The 16367-nt window shown below is 61.4% G+C and carries 16 protein-coding genes; 10 read left to right on the forward strand and 6 right to left on the reverse strand.

Annotated elements, in window-relative coordinates; translation table 11 throughout:
• Window position 1: 1 nt before the first annotated feature.
• Window positions 2–1288: an MFS transporter gene (locus tag ACM6IT_RS13235; RefSeq protein ID WP_056721353.1), complete on the reverse strand. Its 1287-nt coding sequence runs from the start codon at window positions 1286–1288 to the stop codon at window positions 2–4.
• Window positions 1289–1434: 146 nt separating this feature from the next.
• Between ACM6IT_RS13235 and ACM6IT_RS13240 the strand changes: the two genes are divergently transcribed.
• From ACM6IT_RS13240 to ACM6IT_RS13255, 4 genes are all read left to right on the forward strand, one after another.
• Window positions 1435–2364, forward strand: coding sequence for a LysR family transcriptional regulator (locus ACM6IT_RS13240; RefSeq protein ID WP_056721351.1), 930 nt, complete (start codon window positions 1435–1437; stop codon window positions 2362–2364).
• Between the two features lie 113 nt (window positions 2365–2477).
• Window positions 2478–4400 (forward strand): IucA/IucC family protein, encoded by a 1923-nt coding sequence (locus tag ACM6IT_RS13245; protein ID WP_414913214.1) that lies wholly within the window; start codon window positions 2478–2480, stop codon window positions 4398–4400.
• Complete coding sequence (locus tag ACM6IT_RS13250; RefSeq protein ID WP_414918150.1) at window positions 4390–5601, forward strand: MFS transporter; 1212 nt, start codon at window positions 4390–4392, stop codon at window positions 5599–5601. Before ACM6IT_RS13245 ends, ACM6IT_RS13250 begins: the two co-directional genes overlap by 11 nt.
• A 13-nt stretch (window positions 5602–5614) precedes the next feature.
• Complete coding sequence (locus tag ACM6IT_RS13255) at window positions 5615–7726, forward strand: TonB-dependent receptor (RefSeq protein ID WP_414918151.1); 2112 nt, start codon at window positions 5615–5617, stop codon at window positions 7724–7726.
• A gap of 44 nt (window positions 7727–7770) precedes the next feature.
• Here the strand turns inward: ACM6IT_RS13255 and ACM6IT_RS13260 are convergent, their stop codons facing one another.
• From ACM6IT_RS13260 to ACM6IT_RS13270, 3 genes are read right to left on the reverse strand one after another with little or no spacing between them, the layout of a single operon-like run.
• The gene (locus tag ACM6IT_RS13260) at window positions 7771–8313 is read right to left on the reverse strand and encodes a DUF2937 family protein (protein WP_056721343.1); all 543 of its coding nucleotides are present in this window, start codon (window positions 8311–8313) and stop codon (window positions 7771–7773) included.
• A gap of 11 nt (window positions 8314–8324) precedes the next feature.
• Window positions 8325–9101: a class II glutamine amidotransferase gene (locus ACM6IT_RS13265; RefSeq protein WP_414913211.1), complete on the reverse strand. Its 777-nt coding sequence runs from the start codon at window positions 9099–9101 to the stop codon at window positions 8325–8327.
• 32 nt (window positions 9102–9133) lie between these two features.
• Window positions 9134–9631 carry a hypothetical protein gene (locus tag ACM6IT_RS13270; RefSeq protein ID WP_056721340.1) on the reverse strand — a complete coding sequence of 166 codons (498 nt, stop codon included), beginning with the start codon at window positions 9629–9631 and terminating at the stop codon, window positions 9134–9136.
• 125 nt (window positions 9632–9756) lie between these two features.
• Here ACM6IT_RS13270 and ACM6IT_RS13275 point away from each other — a divergent pair, with 125 nt between their 5' ends.
• Window positions 9757–11811, forward strand: coding sequence for a S9 family peptidase (locus ACM6IT_RS13275; protein ID WP_414918152.1), 2055 nt, complete (start codon window positions 9757–9759; stop codon window positions 11809–11811).
• A gap of 118 nt (window positions 11812–11929) precedes the next feature.
• Complete coding sequence (locus ACM6IT_RS13280; RefSeq protein WP_056721336.1) at window positions 11930–12403, forward strand: cyclic nucleotide-binding domain-containing protein; 474 nt, start codon at window positions 11930–11932, stop codon at window positions 12401–12403.
• Here ACM6IT_RS13280 and ACM6IT_RS13285 read toward each other — a convergent pair.
• A complete protein-coding gene (locus tag ACM6IT_RS13285) occupies window positions 12400–12690 on the reverse strand; it encodes a hypothetical protein (protein ID WP_056721335.1) in 291 nt (96 codons plus the stop codon). The two genes, ACM6IT_RS13280 and ACM6IT_RS13285, sit on opposite strands and share 4 nt — an antisense overlap.
• 95 nt (window positions 12691–12785) lie before the next feature.
• On the opposite strand from ACM6IT_RS13285, the gene ACM6IT_RS13290 reads away from it, so the two are divergent.
• The 4 genes from ACM6IT_RS13290 (at window position 12786) to ACM6IT_RS13305 (ending at window position 15020) form a co-directional block, all read left to right on the forward strand.
• On the forward strand, window positions 12786–13472 hold the full coding sequence (locus tag ACM6IT_RS13290) for a spermidine synthase (protein ID WP_056721332.1): 687 nt from the start codon (window positions 12786–12788) through the stop codon (window positions 13470–13472).
• Window positions 13473–13522: 50 nt separating this feature from the next.
• Entirely contained in the window at window positions 13523–13894 is a 372-nt protein-coding gene (locus ACM6IT_RS13295) for a YajD family HNH nuclease (RefSeq protein ID WP_007898702.1), read from the forward strand.
• Between the two features lie 198 nt (window positions 13895–14092).
• Window positions 14093–14563, forward strand: coding sequence for an RNA methyltransferase (locus ACM6IT_RS13300; RefSeq protein ID WP_007993783.1), 471 nt, complete (start codon window positions 14093–14095; stop codon window positions 14561–14563).
• Window positions 14564–14642: 79 nt separating this feature from the next.
• Window positions 14643–15020 carry a DUF2892 domain-containing protein gene (locus ACM6IT_RS13305; RefSeq protein WP_414918153.1) on the forward strand — a complete coding sequence of 126 codons (378 nt, stop codon included), beginning with the start codon at window positions 14643–14645 and terminating at the stop codon, window positions 15018–15020.
• 113 nt (window positions 15021–15133) lie between these two features.
• On the opposite strand, the gene ACM6IT_RS13310 is transcribed toward ACM6IT_RS13305, so the two are convergent.
• On the reverse strand, window positions 15134–16363 hold the full coding sequence (locus tag ACM6IT_RS13310; RefSeq protein WP_414918154.1) for a hypothetical protein: 1230 nt from the start codon (window positions 16361–16363) through the stop codon (window positions 15134–15136).
• Window positions 16364–16367 lie beyond the last annotated feature (4 nt).

Raw genomic sequence — 16367 nt, forward strand, 5'->3', positions numbered from 1 at the left:
GTTACTGGGCGTCGAGTTGCTTGCCACGGGTTTCCGGCAGGCTCAGGGCCGCGAGGATCACCACCCCGTAGGAAACCGCCGCAAAGGCACCGATGCCTACACTCAGTGGCACGGTCTGGCTGAGCAGGCCGATCAGCAGCGGAAACAACGCCGCCAGCGCCCGGCCGATGTTGTAGCAGAAACCCTGGCCCGAACCGCGAATGCGTGTAGGGAACAATTCGGTCAGGAATGCGCCCATGCCGCTGAAAATCCCCGAGGCGAAGAAGCCCAGCGGAAAGCCCAGCCACAACATCACGCCATTGCTGACCGGCAGTTGGGTGTACAGCAAGACAATGGTGAACGAGCCCACGGCGAACAGGATGAAGTTCTTTTTGCGTCCGAGGATGTCGGTCAAATAGGCGCTGATGACATAACCGACGTAGGACCCGACGATCACCATTGCCAGATAACCGCCTGTGCCGAGTACGCTCAAACCGCGCTCGTTTTTCAGGAAAGTCGGCAACCAGGACGTGATCGCGTAGTAGCCACCCAGCGCGCCGGTGGTCAGCAACGAAGCGCGAATCGTGGTGAACAGCATGCCGGGGGCGAAGATCTCGTAGAACTTCGACGGATTGCTCGGCTCCTGTTTAGCCTTGGCCTCACGGTAGATTTCCGGGTCTTTCACCAGTCGGCGAACGAAGATCACGAAAATCGCCGGCACGATGCCAAGGATGAACAGCGCGCGCCAGGCGTCTTCCGGTGGCAATACCGAGAACAGTAGCGCATATAGAATCGCGGTCAGCCCCCAACCCAGCGCCCAGCCGGACTGCACCATGCCCACCGCCTTGCCACGGTCCTGGGCACGAATCACTTCGCCGATCAGCACCGCTCCGGCCGTCCACTCGCCGCCGAAACCGAATCCCATCAACGTGCGGGCAATCAGCAGTTGCTCGTAGCTCTGGGCAAAGCCGCAGAGGAAGGTGAAGAAGGCAAACCACAGCACGGTCAGTTGCAAGGTGCGCACACGACCGATGCGGTCGGACAGAATCCCCGCCACCCAGCCACCGATGGCCGAAGCGATCAGCGTGCTGGTGTGAATCAGCCCGGCCTGGCCGGTGGTGATGCCCCACATGGCAATCAGGGTCGGCACCACGAAGCTGAGCATCTGGGTGTCCATGCCGTCCAGGCCATAGCCGATCTTGCAGCTCCAGAAGGTGCGGCGTTCCTGCTGATTGATGTTGCGATACCAGTCGAAAGGTCCCGGGCGGGCCGAGGCTTTCGGAATGAAGGGGGTGTCGGGCGCACTCATGGCAAATCTCCGCGCTGATTTTATTGGTATTGTTCTGAGCCCCGACGACGCCTATCGTGGGAACCGGATGCGCCGATTTTTGGACGCGTGCCCCTGCTGCGTCCAACTAATAAAAACCCGCCTTAGACATAAGAAATCTTTATCCCATGAACCTGAAGTTTCTCGAGACCTTCGTCTGGGTCGCCCGACTCAAGAGTTTTCGCCTGACCGCCGACAAGCTCTTCACCACCCAGGCCTCGATTTCCAGCCGCATCGCAGTGCTTGAAGGCGAGCTCGGGGTAAAGCTGTTTCTGCGGGATTCACGCGGCGTAAGCCTGACGCCCGAAGGCCTCAAGGTGCTCGATTACGCCGAGCAGATGATGGACACCATGCAGGCACTCAAGCAGTCGATCGAGACCCGCTCGAGCAAGGCCGGACGGGTGCGCATCGGCGTGATGGACACAGTGATCCACACCTGGCTCAGCCCGCTGGTGGCGCAGATGACCGATCACTACCCACTGGTGGAGATCGAGCTGGTGGCCGATACCTCGCTCAACCTCTGCGATCAGCTGCAAAAAGGCTTCCTCGATGTGATCCTGCAAACCGACCTGCTGCGCCAGGAAAGCGTGCGCAGCCTGGAACTGGCGAGCCACCCGATGGGCTGGATTGCCGCCAGCAACTCCCTGTACAACCGTGAGTATTCAGGCGTCGCCGATCTGGCGAAAGAGCGGATCATTACCTACTCGAAAAACTCTCACCCGCATCAGCAAGTGCTCGCCCTGATGCAGGCCAATGGCGTGACGGCGCCACGGCTGAATTGTGTGAACTCGGTGTCGGCGATTACCCGGCTGCTGCGCGACGGCTTTGGCATCGGCGCGTTGCCTCCGGTGCTGGTGGCCGAAGAGCTGGCACGGGGTGAACTGACCCTGCTGGACATCGATCAGCGACCACCCGACCTGCAGGTGGTGGTGTCGTGGCGAGTGGGCGTGGAATGGGTCGAGGAGATTGTGACGTTGTGTCAGCAAGTGCTGGAGGAATATGCGCGAAAGGTGGGAGAGCGCTACATGGTCTTGAGCAAACCCCTGGCCAGCCCCTGAAAAGGCGACCCCTAATGTCATAAGTAGTAATTGCTATCATTTGCATTAATATTTTGAAAATGTATTCTCTGCGCGCACTTAGCTAAATCACTGTCCAGAAGGAGTCGGACTCGATGCGCGCTTACACGCAAAAACAGCAGCAATTGCTCTCAAACTGGAGCGAAGCTCTCGGCACTCCGGCCTTCCAGTCCCAACGCATCACCCTCGACCATTTGAGCAATGCCCTGGAGCCCGCCGCGCAGCGCAGCTTCCAACGCCTGATCCAGGCGCTGTTTCGCGAAGGCCTGATCAACCCTGACGCCTGCGAATACGACGACAACAGCCGTTGCTGGTTGCCGCTTGGCGACGGTGCGCGGCTTTGCTTCGATCACCTGTCGAGCGGAAGAATGAACAGTTGGGACGTTCGCGGCAGCATCGTCCTGCACACCCCCGACAGCCTGCCCCACAAAATCCAGTTGCCCAGCGAACTGCTCGCTCACCTCGGCACTCAGCTCAACCCGCCCGCCTCCCCGCAGGTACTGGAACGTCTGGCCCGCGAACTGGACGATAGCTACAGCAACGACACCCTGTGCCTGGCGTTCCACCATGGATGGACCGAGCGCCTCAGAGAGCAGATCGACACCGAGCACGACGACAACTTACTCGCTTGGCTCAAAGCCAGCCCCGACCATCAGAACCCGACGTCATTGCTCGAACAGTGGGGCACGCTCGGCCACCCCTGGCATCCGAACTACAAGACCAAACTGGGCTTGAGCGCTGCACAGGTCATCGCGTTCTCGCCGGAATTCGAAGCGAGTTTTCCGATTCTGCTGTGCGCCCTGCACCGTCAGTACGCACACGTCGAGTCACTGGCCGGCACCGCCGATTACTGGGACTGGTGGCAGGGCCACTTCCCGCAGGCCGCTGAACAATTGCAGCACCATTTGCAGCAACGGGGCCTGGAGGCAGCGGACTATCTCCCGCTGCCGTCGCACCCATGGCAAGTCAATCAAGAACTGTCCAGTTCGTTTGCCGGCGAGATCGCCGACAACCTGCTGATCGTCACCGACATCGTTGCCTTCACCGGCCACCCGACCATGTCCTTCCGCACGGTCGTACCTGAGGCCAGCCGCGTTGCGCCGATGGTCAAACTGCCGGTGGCCTTGCGACTGACCAGCGTACAGCGCACCGTGTCGCCGCGCTCGGCCCGGATGGGACCGCGCATCAGCCAACTGATATTGCAGATTCTCGATCATGAACCGCAGATTCAGCGCCTGCTGAACATCGTGCCGGAGCGCATCGGCGTTCATTACGCGCCACAACCGGCCAATGACGAACGGTCCCGGCATGCCGCCGTGTTGTACCGCGACAACCCGCTGACCCTGCTGCAAGAAGGCGAACTGGCCGTGCCGGTCGGCAGCCTGTTCGCCGTCAACGAATTCGAACAACCGTTGCTGCGTGACTGGGTGCAACTGGCTCAGGGCCGTGACGACAGCGAGGCCATGCTGGCGTTCTTCGATGATTACCTGTCGATTGCCGTCCCGAGCCTGCTGGGCATCTACCTGATGTATGGCGTGGCGTTCGAAGCGCACCAGCAAAACAGCTTCATGGTGATGGGTGCTGACGGGCAGTTGAATCGGCTGCTGCTGCGAGACTTCGGCGACATTCGCATTGATCGCAAAACCCTGCACGCCAAGGGTCTGGATATCCAGCTGCACGATCCGAAAATGACCCTGTTCGACGACGCCGGTTTTGTCCGCGACAAGCTCCTGCACACCACGTTCATGTGCCACCTCGGTGAGTTGACGTTGCTCTGCGCCCGCCACTGGAATGTGCCGGAAAACAGCCTTTGGGATCGCTTGGCCATGCACGTTGAACAGTGCTTCGAGAACGTGCGCGAGCACGTCGAACCGGCGCGCTGGGAAAGCGAGCGTCACGCCCTGCTGGAACAGGACTGGCCAGCCAAATCGTTCATGCGCATGCGCTTGCACGACAGCCACGCCGACATCGTCGGACGCCTGAGTAATCCGCTGCGAACCAACGCCAATGCTCGCTGATGGTCGTGCATTACGACTGCTGATCGTCATCCAGTTTGTCTCCATGGGCGCCATGGAAATGAGCGGCCCGTTCTGGCCCTTGCAGATCCAGCATCTGCTTGGACCAGAGGGCGCCGGCTACACCGCACTGCTATCGGCGCTGGTGTATGCCGGCCCGATGCTGGCGGCCATGCTGCTGACGCCAGCGTGGGGACGGTTGGGTGATCGCACCGGGCACAAGCCGATGATCGTTCGGGCGTTGCTGGCACTTGCGCTGTGCCAGGGGCTGGCGGCGCTTACCCTCGACCCGTGGCTGCTGGTGGGCATTCGCGTGATGCAAGGTGCATTGGCCGGTTTTCTCGCCGCCGCGCAAGCCTATGCCCTGACCTGTTGCGACAGCTCCCGGCGCGGTCACACCCTGGCCCGCCTGCAGTCGGCAACCGCCGTCGGCTCGCTGATCGGCCCGGTACTGGGTGGCTGGCTGATGGACATCTCGGGGTTTGCCCTGCTCTGTTATGGCGCGTCGGCGATTTGCCTGGTGTGTGCACTGGGGAGCTTTTTCCTGCCGGCCGACAAGGCGCGTGCCTCGACGAAGAAACCGGTTGCGCCTGTGGCCCTGCCTAAAGGCTGGCTCAGTGGAATCCTGTTGGTGATCGTGTTGATTCAAGCCGCGAAGATGATGCCGCAACCCTTCTACGCGCTGTACGTCGCCGACATTCTGCGCGCGCCGGGCTGGCTGATTGGCGCTACTTACGCGGCGAGCGCCGCGACCCTGGCCATCTCCGCACCGCTGTGGGGGCGTCTGTTCGACCGCTGGCAGCCGGCTTACACCTTGCGCGTCATCGAAGGCATTGCCTGGCTCTGCGCCCTGACGCTCGCGGCCACGGCACTGGCCAGCGAATGGCTGGGTTTTCTCGTCAGCCGGTTGGTCTGGGGCATCTGGCAAGGCGCACTGCTCCCCGTCGCCTATGCGCTGATCGCCAACACCGTGTCTTCAAGCCAGCAGGGTTTTGCCCTCGGCCTGGGCAACAGCGCGGCCAAGGCTGGCGCTCTGCTCGGTGCCGTCCTCGGCGGGATCGGCATGGGGCTGGTCGGGCTGGCCCACAGTTTCTGGTTGGTAGCGTTGACCTACGCACTGGCCGCCATCGGGATCCGCTGGGTGCGCTCTTTCAGCTCCACACCAGCCCCCGCAATCGTATCTGCCCACACTTATCACGACTAAAAAAGACCACCTCATGACCCGAACCAAACTTTCCCTGTTGATTCCGTTGCTCGGCTCCGTCGGCGCCCAGGCCTGGGCCGAAGACACCGACCAGCAACCCGGCACCTTAAACATGCAGGCCACCGTCGTTTCCGCGACGCGCAGTGAAGCGACCATTGCCTCGATTCCAGGCTCGGTCCAGGTGATCGACGAACAACAGATCCGCCAACAGAGTGGCGCCGGGCGTCGGGTCTCCGACATCCTGGGGCAACTGGTTCCCGGCCTGGCGCCGTCCAGCGGCGGGATGAGCAACTTCGGCCAGACCCTGCGCGGGCGCAACATGCTGGTGTTGATCGACGGCGTGTCGCAGAACGCCACGCGTGACAACTTCCGCCAGCTCAACAGCATCGCACCGGCCAGTATCGAACGTATCGAGGTGGTTTCCGGCGCCAGCAGCATTTATGGCGCCGGTGCTTCCGGCGGCATCATCAACATCATCACCAAGCGCAATCAGGGTCAGGACCTCGCCTACAGCAGTAAACTGGGCCTGACCACCGGCAACAACCTCAACAGCAAGGGTTTCGCCTACGAGGCCTTTCAGAGTGCGACCGGGCGCAAGGATGCCCTGGACTGGTATGTGTCCGCCGACCTGACCCAGCGCAACGATCAGTACGACGGCAACGGCAATCGCATCCCTCAGGACACATCCCAGGGCAGCAACATGGACACCGACACCTATGACCTGCAAGGTCGTTTCGGTTACGAACTGGATGCCGACAAAAAACTCAGCCTGTCGCTGCAGGACTACAAGGACCAGCAGGACACCGGCTACACAAAAGACCCGAACAACCGGCAAGAGGCCGTGGCGGTCAAAGGACTGAAACTCGACGACCAGCCCTACACCCATAACCAGGCGGCCAACCTCAACTACACCGACAACGACTTCTACGGCCAGGGCCTGCAAGTGGAAAGCTACTGGCGCCGGGCCGACGCGCTGTTCTTTCCGGACCTGTCGCGGGGCAAGGCCGGGATCTCCGACAACAACAGCGTGCAGGATGTGTACGGCCTGCGTGCAGCCATCGACACGCCGTTGCCGGCCATCGGCAGCGCCACGGGCAACCTGGTCTGGGGCGCCGACTATGATCACGAACGGTCCCGCCAGCGCGGTGACCAATACACCCTCAATGGGCTGACCTACACCAAGACCGGCACCACTTACGAGTTGGGCCCGGATATCGAAACCACCACCAAGGCGCTGTTCGGGCAGATGTCCTGGGACATCGGAGACTGGACCTTGCGTGGCGGCGTGCGCCGCGAATGGATCGAAAGCGAGGTCTCCGACAGCATCGCCTACGGTCAGATCGTCCAGACCGGCGTACGCGCCATACTGCCCGGTGACACCCTCAAATACGATGCCACGCTCTATAACCTGGGCGCGGTCTATCACCTGAGTGAACATCAGGACGTCTTCGCCAATTACAGCCAGGGGTTTTCGCTGCCGGACATCCAGCGCTTCTTGCGTGACGTGAGCAGCACCTTCGACATCCAGAGCCTCAACGCCCAGGCCATCAAGGTCGATAGCTACGAGCTGGGCTGGCGCGGTGACTGGGACCAGTGGCAGGCCGACGTCACCGTCTATGAAAACACCTCGGACGTGACTCAGTTCTACGATGCCAATGAACGTGTCTTGCGTCTGATCAACCAGAAGGAGCGGGTTCGCGGCATCGAAAACAGCCTGACCTACCGCGCTACCGATCACTGGTCGGTGGGTGGCACCTATGCCTGGGCCAAAGGCGAAACCCAGCAGAACGGCAAATGGATCGATCTGCCGGCGACACGCATTTCTCCGGCCAAGACCACGCTGTTCGTCGGCTACACCGAAGACGACTACTCCCTGCGTCTGCAAGGCATGCACCTGGCCAGTTACGACGCCGCCGCCAAGGACAACAACGGGCGCGACATCGAAGGCTATACGCTGGTGGACCTGCTCGGCTCCGTGGACTTACCGGTCGGTCGCCTGGAAGGCGGGGTGTACAACCTGACCGACCGCACATACGTCAACCTGTTCGCCCAGGCCAACGCCAGAGCGCCCTACCCCAACGCCGAAGGGCGTACCTTGAGCATGACCTATTCGATAGATTGGTAATCAAACAAGGAGCCGGCTTGCCGGCTCCTTGACGCTCAAGGGTGTTACAAGCCGCGCAAATCCCGCTCTTCGATCGGCCGACTCTGGCGCAGACGCTTGCCGCCCAACACCACCCAGTCAATCAGCCGGAACAGGCACTCGATCCCGAACGACAGCAGCAACGCGCCGCTCATACCCCAGACCATCGCTTCGGGCGTCAACAGGATCTGGTAGCTGTAGCCATTCCAGGTTTCCTTGCGGATATCCGGATCGGCAGCCAGCATCACCTGCAGGAAGCGGATGTACCACGGGCCCTGCATCGCCTGGAATTGCTTGTCCAGCGCCAGTTGACGGGTCAGCAGGTTGCTCAGGCTGTCGGCGTCACTGCGAAATATCGGGTCTTCGCTCGCGCGGTAGTGGGCCACCAAGGCTTGCATGTCCCCCTTGAAGAACTGATTGGCGGTGTTCTGGAAGCCGCTCAGGCTGGTCTGCGCCTCGATCAGGTGCGCCTCGACCCGTTTGGCATAATCGCTGATGAAGCCCGGCACCTGGACACCGATCAACAGGCCCGCCGCGAACAACACCAGCCGTAGATAACTGAGCAACATGCAAGGAGTCCTTATTCGGTCTGGCCCTGGCTGACGCATTCGCCGCGTCGCCACAGGCTCCATTGACCCGGTTCGTAACGGGTCCAGGTTTCGTTTTCGGTCAGGGGTTCGGTGGCGATGACGGTCACCACATCGTTCGGCGTGGTTTCGGCCTGAAAATCGACGATCACGTCGACATCTTTCAAGCGCGCTGGGCCAAACGGTGCGCGACGGGTGATTTGTGCCAGCTTGGTCGAGCAATAGCAGAACAGCCAGTCGCCGTCGCTGAGCAAACAGTTGAACACGCCTTTGCTGCGGTACTCGGCGCAAGCGGCCACCAAGTCAGGCAGCAAGGCTTCGACCTCGACCGGCTCGGGAAACGCCGCACGCACACGGTTGAGCAAATCACAGAAAGCCGCTTCGCTGTCGGTATCGCCGACCGGGCGATAGAAACTGGCCACTGGCTGGAAGTCCGCCAACTGGCCGTTATGGGCGAAACACCAATTGCGCCCCCACAGCTCACGGACGAACGGATGCGTGTTGGACAGGCAGACCTTGCCGACATTGGCCTGGCGGATGTGCCCGATCACCACTTCGCTCTTGATCGGATAGCGTTGCACCAGGTTCGCAACTTCCGACTCGCAACTCGCCGCCGGGTCCTGGAACAGCCGCAGCCCACGGCCTTCATAAAAGGCGATGCCCCAGCCATCGCGGTGCGGGCCGGTACGCCCGCCGCGCTGCATCAGCCCGGTGAAGCTGAACACGATATCGGTCGGGACATTGGCGCTCATGCCCAATAACTCACACATGCTCGGACTCTCGCTCAATCGCAGGGGCAAGGTTACAGACGGGGTTCGACTCGCATCCGCTGAGGGCTGCTCGGCACAGGCGGACGACCGTAACGATCATCGCCGGCACCGCCAAACGGTTGATCGTCCTCGGGCTCATCGGCACGGGCGGCGGCTTTGGTGGCGGCCTCACGTTCCTTGCGGGCGTTGGAGGCGCGTTCGATAGGGAAACGGATCGCCACCAGCACCAGATAGAGGCCGAACGCGATCATGCTGTACATGAACAGATCGGAAATCGCCCGCCAGGCGTTGTTGCCGACCTTGAACAGCAGGTCGAGTGCGGTAATGGCGACAGCCGGTGCGACTTTGTCCTTCACCGGGTCGATGATGGTCGGGCTGAACAGCAGCACGGCCATCGCCAGCCGCAGCGGCTCGCGCAGCCAACGCCACATCCAGCGGGTCAAGCGCATCCACACCAACAGGCAGCCCAAAGCGGCGAAGGCGTAGAGGCCCCAAGCGATCAGATAGTCGTTCTCGGTCATGGTGTCCATGGCAAGGCAGGCAAAGAGGCGCTTATGATAACGGCTTTTCGCCCGTCAGGCTGCATCAATGCCTGACTGTCGGGTGCTATCCAGGTTGCCAAGCCCCTATTCCGTACACTGTTCGAGAGCCCTTCATGCCCCTATCCGCCACCATTCACGACGCTCCGATTGCCCGCAAGGCTGAAGGCTCCGATCCGTATGCCTGGCTGCAAGAGCGCGACACCGAGGCAGTACTCGACTATCTGAAAGCCGAAAACAGCTATCAGGAGGCGCAAACCGCCGACCAGGCCGGATTGCGCGAAACCCTTTTCGAGGAAATCAAGGGGCGGATTCTCGAGACCGATCTGTCCCTGCCCTCGCCGTGGGGACCGTATCTTTACTACACCCGCACCACGGCGGGCGATGAGTACGCCCGGCACTACCGCTGCCCGCGCCCGGCCGATGACAGCCTGACCCTCGACGAAAGCCGCGAACAACTGCTGCTGGACCCCAACGAACTGGCCAAGGGCGGCTTCTTTTCCCTGGGTGCGTTCAGCATCAGCCCGGACCATCAGCGCCTGGCCTACAGCATCGACTCCACGGGCGATGAGATTTACACGCTGTTCGTGAAGGAATTGTCCGATGGTCGTGTCAGTGAACTGGAATTCCAGGACTGCGACGGCAGCATGACCTGGGCCAACGACAGCCTGACGCTGTTCTTCGGCGAGCTGGACGACACCCATCGTCCGCACAAGCTGTATCGCTATCGCCTGGACGGCACGGCGGCCGAAGAAGTGTTCCATGAGCCGGACGGGCGCTTCTTCATGCATTGCTATCGTTCAAGCTCCGAGCAGCAATTGCTGCTGTCCGTGGGCAGCAAGACCACCAGCGAAGCCTGGGTCCTCGACGCCAACCAGCCGCAGCACGCTTTTACCTGCATCGCGCCACGGGTCGAGGATCATGAGTACGACGTCGACCACGGCGTACAAGTCGGCCAATGGACCTGGTTCATTCGCAGCAACCGTGACGGCATCAATTTCGCCTTATACACCGCCGCCGATACCGGCGCCGCGCCCACCGAAGCCGACTGGCAGAACCTGATCCCCCACAGCGACACGGTGATGATCGACGGGATCAGCCTGAACACCGGGGCCATGACCCTGAGCCTGCGGGTTGGCGGCTTGCCGGTCATTGAAGTTCACCCACAAGGCCGGGCGCCATATCGCGTGCAACTGCCGGATGCGGCCTACAGCCTGCATGTGCAAAACAGCCTGGAGTTCGAAAGCGACCGTATTCGCCTGCGCTACGAAGCGTTGAACCGTCCGGCGCAAATCCGTCAGCTTGAACTGGCGACCGGCGAGCAGAAAGTCCTCAAGCAAACCCCGGTGCTCGGCCCGTTCGATGCCGACGCATACGTCAGCCAGCGCCTGTGGGCCACCGCGCCAGACGGCACGCAAGTGCCCATCAGCCTGGTGATCAAACGCGCAGACCTGGGCAAACCCGTGCCGCTGTACCTCTACGGTTATGGTGCTTACGGCGAAAGCCTCGACCCATGGTTTTCCCATGCGCGCCTGAGCCTGCTGGATCGCGGCATGGCGTTTGCCATTGCCCACGTACGTGGCGGCGGCGAACTGGGGGAAGCCTGGTATCGCGCCGGCAAGCAGGAGCACAAGCACAACACCTTCAGCGACTTTATCGCCTGCGCCGAACACCTGATCGCCCAAGGCTTCACCACTGCAGCGCAGTTGGCGATCAGTGGCGGCAGCGCCGGTGGCTTGCTGATCGGCGCGGTGCTCAACCAACGGCCGCAGCTGTTTGGCGCCGCCATCGCCGAAGTGCCGTTCGTCGACGTACTCAACACCATGCTCGACCCTGACCTGCCCTTGACCGTGACGGAATACGACGAGTGGGGCAACCCTGAAGAACCGGACGTCCATGATCGGATCAAGGCCTACGCCCCGTACGAAAACGTCACCGCGCAAGCTTATCCGGCGACCCTGGTGATCGCTGGCTACAACGACAGCCGCGTGCAGTACTGGGAAGCGGCCAAGTGGGTGGCGAAATTGCGCGCAACCAAGACCGACAGCAATCCCCTGCTGCTCAAGACTGAACTGGGTGCCGGGCATGGCGGGATGAGCGGTCGATACCAGGGATTGCGTGACGTAGCACTCGAATATGCATTTTTGTTCAAGGTTCTAGGCATTGCCTGAGGAACTTGGGCCGACGAACCGGTCTTAATTCCGCACAAGACAGGCCGATACACTGCATATCCCCATAAGAACGGCTCAACCCCGGAACAACAGACACTACAAAAAAGACCGTGACGACATGTCTGAACCAACCTTTCTGAACAACGAAATTCGCGACTGGCTGATGGATTGCGGCCTGTTCAATCAACTGCTGCCGGCGGACTTCGCCGCGGCTTCGGGCTATTTCAGTATCAGCACCATTGCCCAGGGCGAGGAGATTTTCCAGGAGGGTGATGCCGGCAGTTTCATGTGCATCATCCACACCGGTCAGGTGGCGGTGCAAAAAACCAACGCTGACGGGCAGCGAGTCACCATCGCCACGTTACGCAGCGGCCGCTCATTCGGTGAAATGGCCGTGCTGGATGGCGAACGGCGCTCGGCCAGTTGCGTGGCCGCGAGCAACTGCCAGTTGCTCAACCTGGGTAAGGACTCGCTGGAAAAGATGCTCAACGACGCACCGAAAATCGCCGCCAAAATCATCCGCGCCCTCGCCGTGTCCCTCTCCAAACGCTTGCGCATGGCCGACGGCCAACTGCTTTCGCAGCAGGTCTAGCCACCCGGTGACTTGGCTTTCGGCGGATTGGTCTCCAGGCCCGGCACGGGCTGGTCCTTGATCGGCGGGCTCGGCATCTCGATCGGCACCAACGGCGGACCGCTACTGCCGGGGCCGACTCTAGGCAAAGGCGCCGGGGTGATCTGCGGGTACGGTGTAGGCGTCGCGGTACCGGGCGAACCGGGCATCGGCGCGGGGCTGACGGGAATCGATTGCAGCTGTTGAGCCTGCACTGCAGTTATCGAGAGCGCGGCCAGGGCAATGACCGTTAGAATGGTGCGCTTCATCAATGGCTCCGTTGGCCTTGTCGTCATGAACAGGCTACTCCCAACTGCGTCTGTTTGCCCTCCCGAGTTCTGCCAATTTTCTTCAAGTGAGCCCCATGAAACGTTTCGTTCTGCTGGACACCACCCCCATCCCTGAAAACGGCGGCGCCCTGTGCCTGTTCGAATACGGCGAGGATTTTGTCATCAAGATCCAGGGCGGCGACGGCGGACAATTGATGAACACGCGCATGCACGGCTCCGAAGATGCCTTGGCCGAGATCCCGTGCCGCAAAGTCGCCGGCCGACCAGATTCACGAGTGCTCATCGGCGGCCTGGGCATGGGCTTCACCCTCGCTTCGGCGCTCAAGCATCTGGGCAAGACCGCCGAAGTGGTGGTCGCTGAATTAGTGCCTGGCGTCGTGGAATGGAATCGCGGGCCACTCGGCGAAAAAGCCGGAAACCCGCTTCAAGACCCGCGGACCGTTATTCGCATGGAGGACGTGGCCAAAGTCCTGCAGGCCGAGCCCCAAGGCTTCGATGCCATCATGCTCGATGTCGACAACGGCCCCGAAGGCCTGACCCAGAAAGCCAACAGCTGGCTGTACTCCGCCGGCGGCCTGAGCGCCTGCGCCAAGGCCCTGAGACCAAAAGGCGTGCTGGCCGTGTGGTCGGCCAGCGCTGACCGGCAATTTTCCGACAAACTGAAAAAAGCGGGTTTCAAGGCCGAGGAAGTACAGGTCTTCGCCCACGGCAACAAGGGCACCCGCCACACCATCTGGATTGCCGAGAAGCTCAAGGGCTAGGCTAAACTTCACCCTATAACCGTCATTAGTCTTTCTACAAAGGTGAACCCATGAGTTCGTCCACCCCGACCAACACTTCGAAGCTGGATCGCATCCTCGCCGACAACCAGCGCGACAAGGAAATGGGCTACCGCGACAAGGCCCTGAAGATGTACCCGCACGTCTGTGGCCGTTGCGCCCGTGAATTCTCCGGCAAGCGCCTGAGCGAACTGACCGTGCACCACCGCGACCACAACCACGACAACAACCCGCAGGACGGCTCGAACTGGGAGCTGTTGTGCCTGTACTGCCACGATAACGAGCACTCGCGTTATACCGACCAGCAGTATTTCGACGAAGGCTCGCTGAGCACGCCGAAAATCGCGAAGGCCACGCACAACCCGTTTGCGGCGTTGGCAGGGTTGATGAAGAAAGAAGACTGAAGTTCTTCGGTACCTGAATTGGCTTCTTCGCGAGCAAGCCCGCTCCCACATTGAATCGCGTCCGTCCGGACACCTCGGTCAACTGTGGGAGCGGGCTTGCTCGCGAAGACGGACGTCCACTCGCCACCAATCTCAAACCGAACACCCCCGCCCCAATCCCCGTATAATCGCGCTTTTTTCCCGAAAGGCACCCCGCTCGTGGCAGACAAACGGTACAGCTGCATTGGTTTGTATAACCCCAAATCACCGGAGAACGTCGGTTCGGTGATGCGCGCCGCTGGCTGCTATGGCGTGGCGTCAGTGTTCTACACCGGCAAGCGCTATGAGCGCGCGGCCGACTTCGTCACCGATACCAAGCGCGTGCACTACGACATCCCGCTGATCGGCATCGACGACCTGAAGAAAATCCTGCCCCTCAACTGTGTGCCCGTCGCCGTGGAACTGGTCGAGGGCGCCCGCCCGTTGCCGGAATATACCCACCCGGATCGCGCGCTCTACATCTTCGGCCCGGAAGACGGATCGCTGGATAAAGAGATTCGCGACTGGTGCGAAGACGTGGTCTACATTCCGACCACCGGTTGCATGAACCTGGCCGCCACGGTCAACGTCGTGCTCTACGACCGCATGTCCAAGGGGCTCAATACCCGCTCCGGGCCAAAATTCCGCTAATCGCCGCACATCCGATTGAACGAGCTGCCCGCCCCGGCTGTCAGCTTGACTATCGATCCCTGAAGCCTGGAGACAGACCATGAGCGAACTCAAACGCGTCGAGCGTATCGAATCCACCCCGTTCCAGAGCCCTTCCGAGCAGAATGTGCAGGGCTGGGAGCGCATCGGTTCCCTGGCCGGTGGCGTGGTGATGGTGGGCAAGGGGCTGCGACGTGGCGGGATCTTCGGCCTGATCCAGGTAGCCATCGGCGGCGTGGCCCTGGCCCGTGGCATTACCGGCCACAGCTCGGCGAAAAGCCTGCTGGAAAAGGGCCGTCAGGACATGAACAACGTGCGGGCGAAAATCCAGCGGGCGGGGGAAGAACTGAGCCAGTTGAAGGCCAATGCCGAGGCGGCGACCAAAACCGCCACCGTTACCGGCAATGATTCCTTGAGGTCACCGAAGACCGGGGGTTGAATCGGGATTTGCGCTGAAGCCACTGGCCTCTTCGCGAGCAAGCCCGCTCCCACATTGGTTTTGTGTCTGGCACAGATCAAATGTGGGAGCGGGCTTGCTCGCGAATGGCGGTATTACTGAATCAATTCGGTACTGAGCACTTTTGAAGAACCACCGATCACGCTCTCGCTGAGCTGAACAAACGCCTGGGTATCGATAACCCCCTGCCGCATCGCCCCGCGCAGCACATCATCCAGCGACCGCTTGTTGTGGGTTTTCAGGCGAATCTCACGATCCAGCTCCTGCAGCAACACCACCGCCCTGGTCACCTGAACAGCAGTGATCTGATCTCCACGCAGCGTGGTGACTTTCTGGCTGCTCCCGACCAGTTTGCCGTGCAGGCTCTCGTAGCGCTCATCGCTCATGCCGCCGGCCCGGCGCATCAGTTCGATGGCGTAATACTCGGCAAAGCCTTCGCTGATCCAGTCACTGCGCTGGGTGCCTTTGATCCGCCCGAACATCTGGGCCAATTCGCGGACCAGGGCACTGGTGCCGCTTTCGCTGACCAATGGCAGACGGCTGTTGAGGTAGATCGACTCGTGCGCCGACTGGCTGCCGCGCCACATTGGGTCATTGGCCCCGACGATCAGCAGTTTGCCCGGGTGTCGCGGATACAGCGCCTGCACTTGCGGCCAGACGAAGGTCAGCAGCGTCAGCACATCCATACGGCGCATGCCCTGCCCCAGCGGCGAGGCGACGGTGACCTCGGTCTCGCCCAGACGGGTACGGCGGCTGCCGAGCTGGCCAGCGAGCATCCAGCCCGTGGGCCGGTCGAACAGTCGGGAGGGGTTGTCGATACGGAATTTATTCGGGCCGATTCGTGGCCACGCAGTTTCAATGCTTTTCCAGCCACCGGGCAGCTCGAACTCCAGGCGTGCAACCAGTTCGATGCCGTCCTGTTGATCGAGTCTGGCAGCCGGCACCAGATCGTCGCCGCGCATCAACGCCCAGTTTGGCGTCATGCGCGTGTCAAAGCTGCCGTTCTTGCGCCCGTGGCTGATGTTCACGCGGTAGGTCAGGCTGGCCTTGTCGGCAGCCGGATGCCACACACCGCGCGCCGCTTTGCCGGGGGTCATCTGCCACTGGCCGTCAGCCTTGAAATCGCTGTAGTGGCTGCCATCGCCGAGGTCGAAATCCAGGCTGCGTACCGCCGAGCCCTGGGCGAGCGTCAGGCGCACTTCGGCCTGATCGCTCTGGGGCAACAGGCGCACGTGGTAATCCAGATTGACCTTGTTCGCAGCCCATACGGGCGAATTCACGGCCAGTAATCCAACGACCCACGCCTGCCGCCATCCCACAGCCATACAC

It is taken from the genome of Pseudomonas sp. IT-P4, assembly GCF_949767755.1.
In the GTDB taxonomy this organism is placed as follows: Bacteria; Pseudomonadota; Gammaproteobacteria; order Pseudomonadales; family Pseudomonadaceae; genus Aquipseudomonas; species Aquipseudomonas monachiensis.

What these genes read in the sequence shown, in the direction of transcription:
- ACM6IT_RS13235 (WP_056721353.1), bottom strand. Translation starts at nt 1,288, where the DNA reads ATGAGTGCGCCCGACACCCCCTTCATTCCGAAAGCCTCGGCCCGCCCG.
- ACM6IT_RS13240 (WP_056721351.1), top strand. Translation starts at nt 1,435, where the DNA reads ATGAACCTGAAGTTTCTCGAGACCTTCGTCTGGGTCGCCCGACTCAAG.
- ACM6IT_RS13245 (WP_414913214.1), top strand. Translation starts at nt 2,478, where the DNA reads ATGCGCGCTTACACGCAAAAACAGCAGCAATTGCTCTCAAACTGGAGC.
- ACM6IT_RS13250 (WP_414918150.1), top strand. Translation starts at nt 4,390, where the DNA reads ATGCTCGCTGATGGTCGTGCATTACGACTGCTGATCGTCATCCAGTTT.
- ACM6IT_RS13255 (WP_414918151.1), top strand. Translation starts at nt 5,615, where the DNA reads ATGACCCGAACCAAACTTTCCCTGTTGATTCCGTTGCTCGGCTCCGTC.
- ACM6IT_RS13260 (WP_056721343.1), bottom strand. Translation starts at nt 8,313, where the DNA reads ATGTTGCTCAGTTATCTACGGCTGGTGTTGTTCGCGGCGGGCCTGTTG.
- ACM6IT_RS13265 (WP_414913211.1), bottom strand. Translation starts at nt 9,101, where the DNA reads ATGTGTGAGTTATTGGGCATGAGCGCCAATGTCCCGACCGATATCGTG.
- ACM6IT_RS13270 (WP_056721340.1), bottom strand. Translation starts at nt 9,631, where the DNA reads ATGGACACCATGACCGAGAACGACTATCTGATCGCTTGGGGCCTCTAC.
- ACM6IT_RS13275 (WP_414918152.1), top strand. Translation starts at nt 9,757, where the DNA reads ATGCCCCTATCCGCCACCATTCACGACGCTCCGATTGCCCGCAAGGCT.
- ACM6IT_RS13280 (WP_056721336.1), top strand. Translation starts at nt 11,930, where the DNA reads ATGTCTGAACCAACCTTTCTGAACAACGAAATTCGCGACTGGCTGATG.
- ACM6IT_RS13285 (WP_056721335.1), bottom strand. Translation starts at nt 12,690, where the DNA reads ATGAAGCGCACCATTCTAACGGTCATTGCCCTGGCCGCGCTCTCGATA.
- ACM6IT_RS13290 (WP_056721332.1), top strand. Translation starts at nt 12,786, where the DNA reads ATGAAACGTTTCGTTCTGCTGGACACCACCCCCATCCCTGAAAACGGC.
- ACM6IT_RS13295 (WP_007898702.1), top strand. Translation starts at nt 13,523, where the DNA reads ATGAGTTCGTCCACCCCGACCAACACTTCGAAGCTGGATCGCATCCTC.
- ACM6IT_RS13305 (WP_414918153.1), top strand. Translation starts at nt 14,643, where the DNA reads ATGAGCGAACTCAAACGCGTCGAGCGTATCGAATCCACCCCGTTCCAG.
- ACM6IT_RS13310 (WP_414918154.1), bottom strand. Translation starts at nt 16,363, where the DNA reads ATGGCTGTGGGATGGCGGCAGGCGTGGGTCGTTGGATTACTGGCCGTG.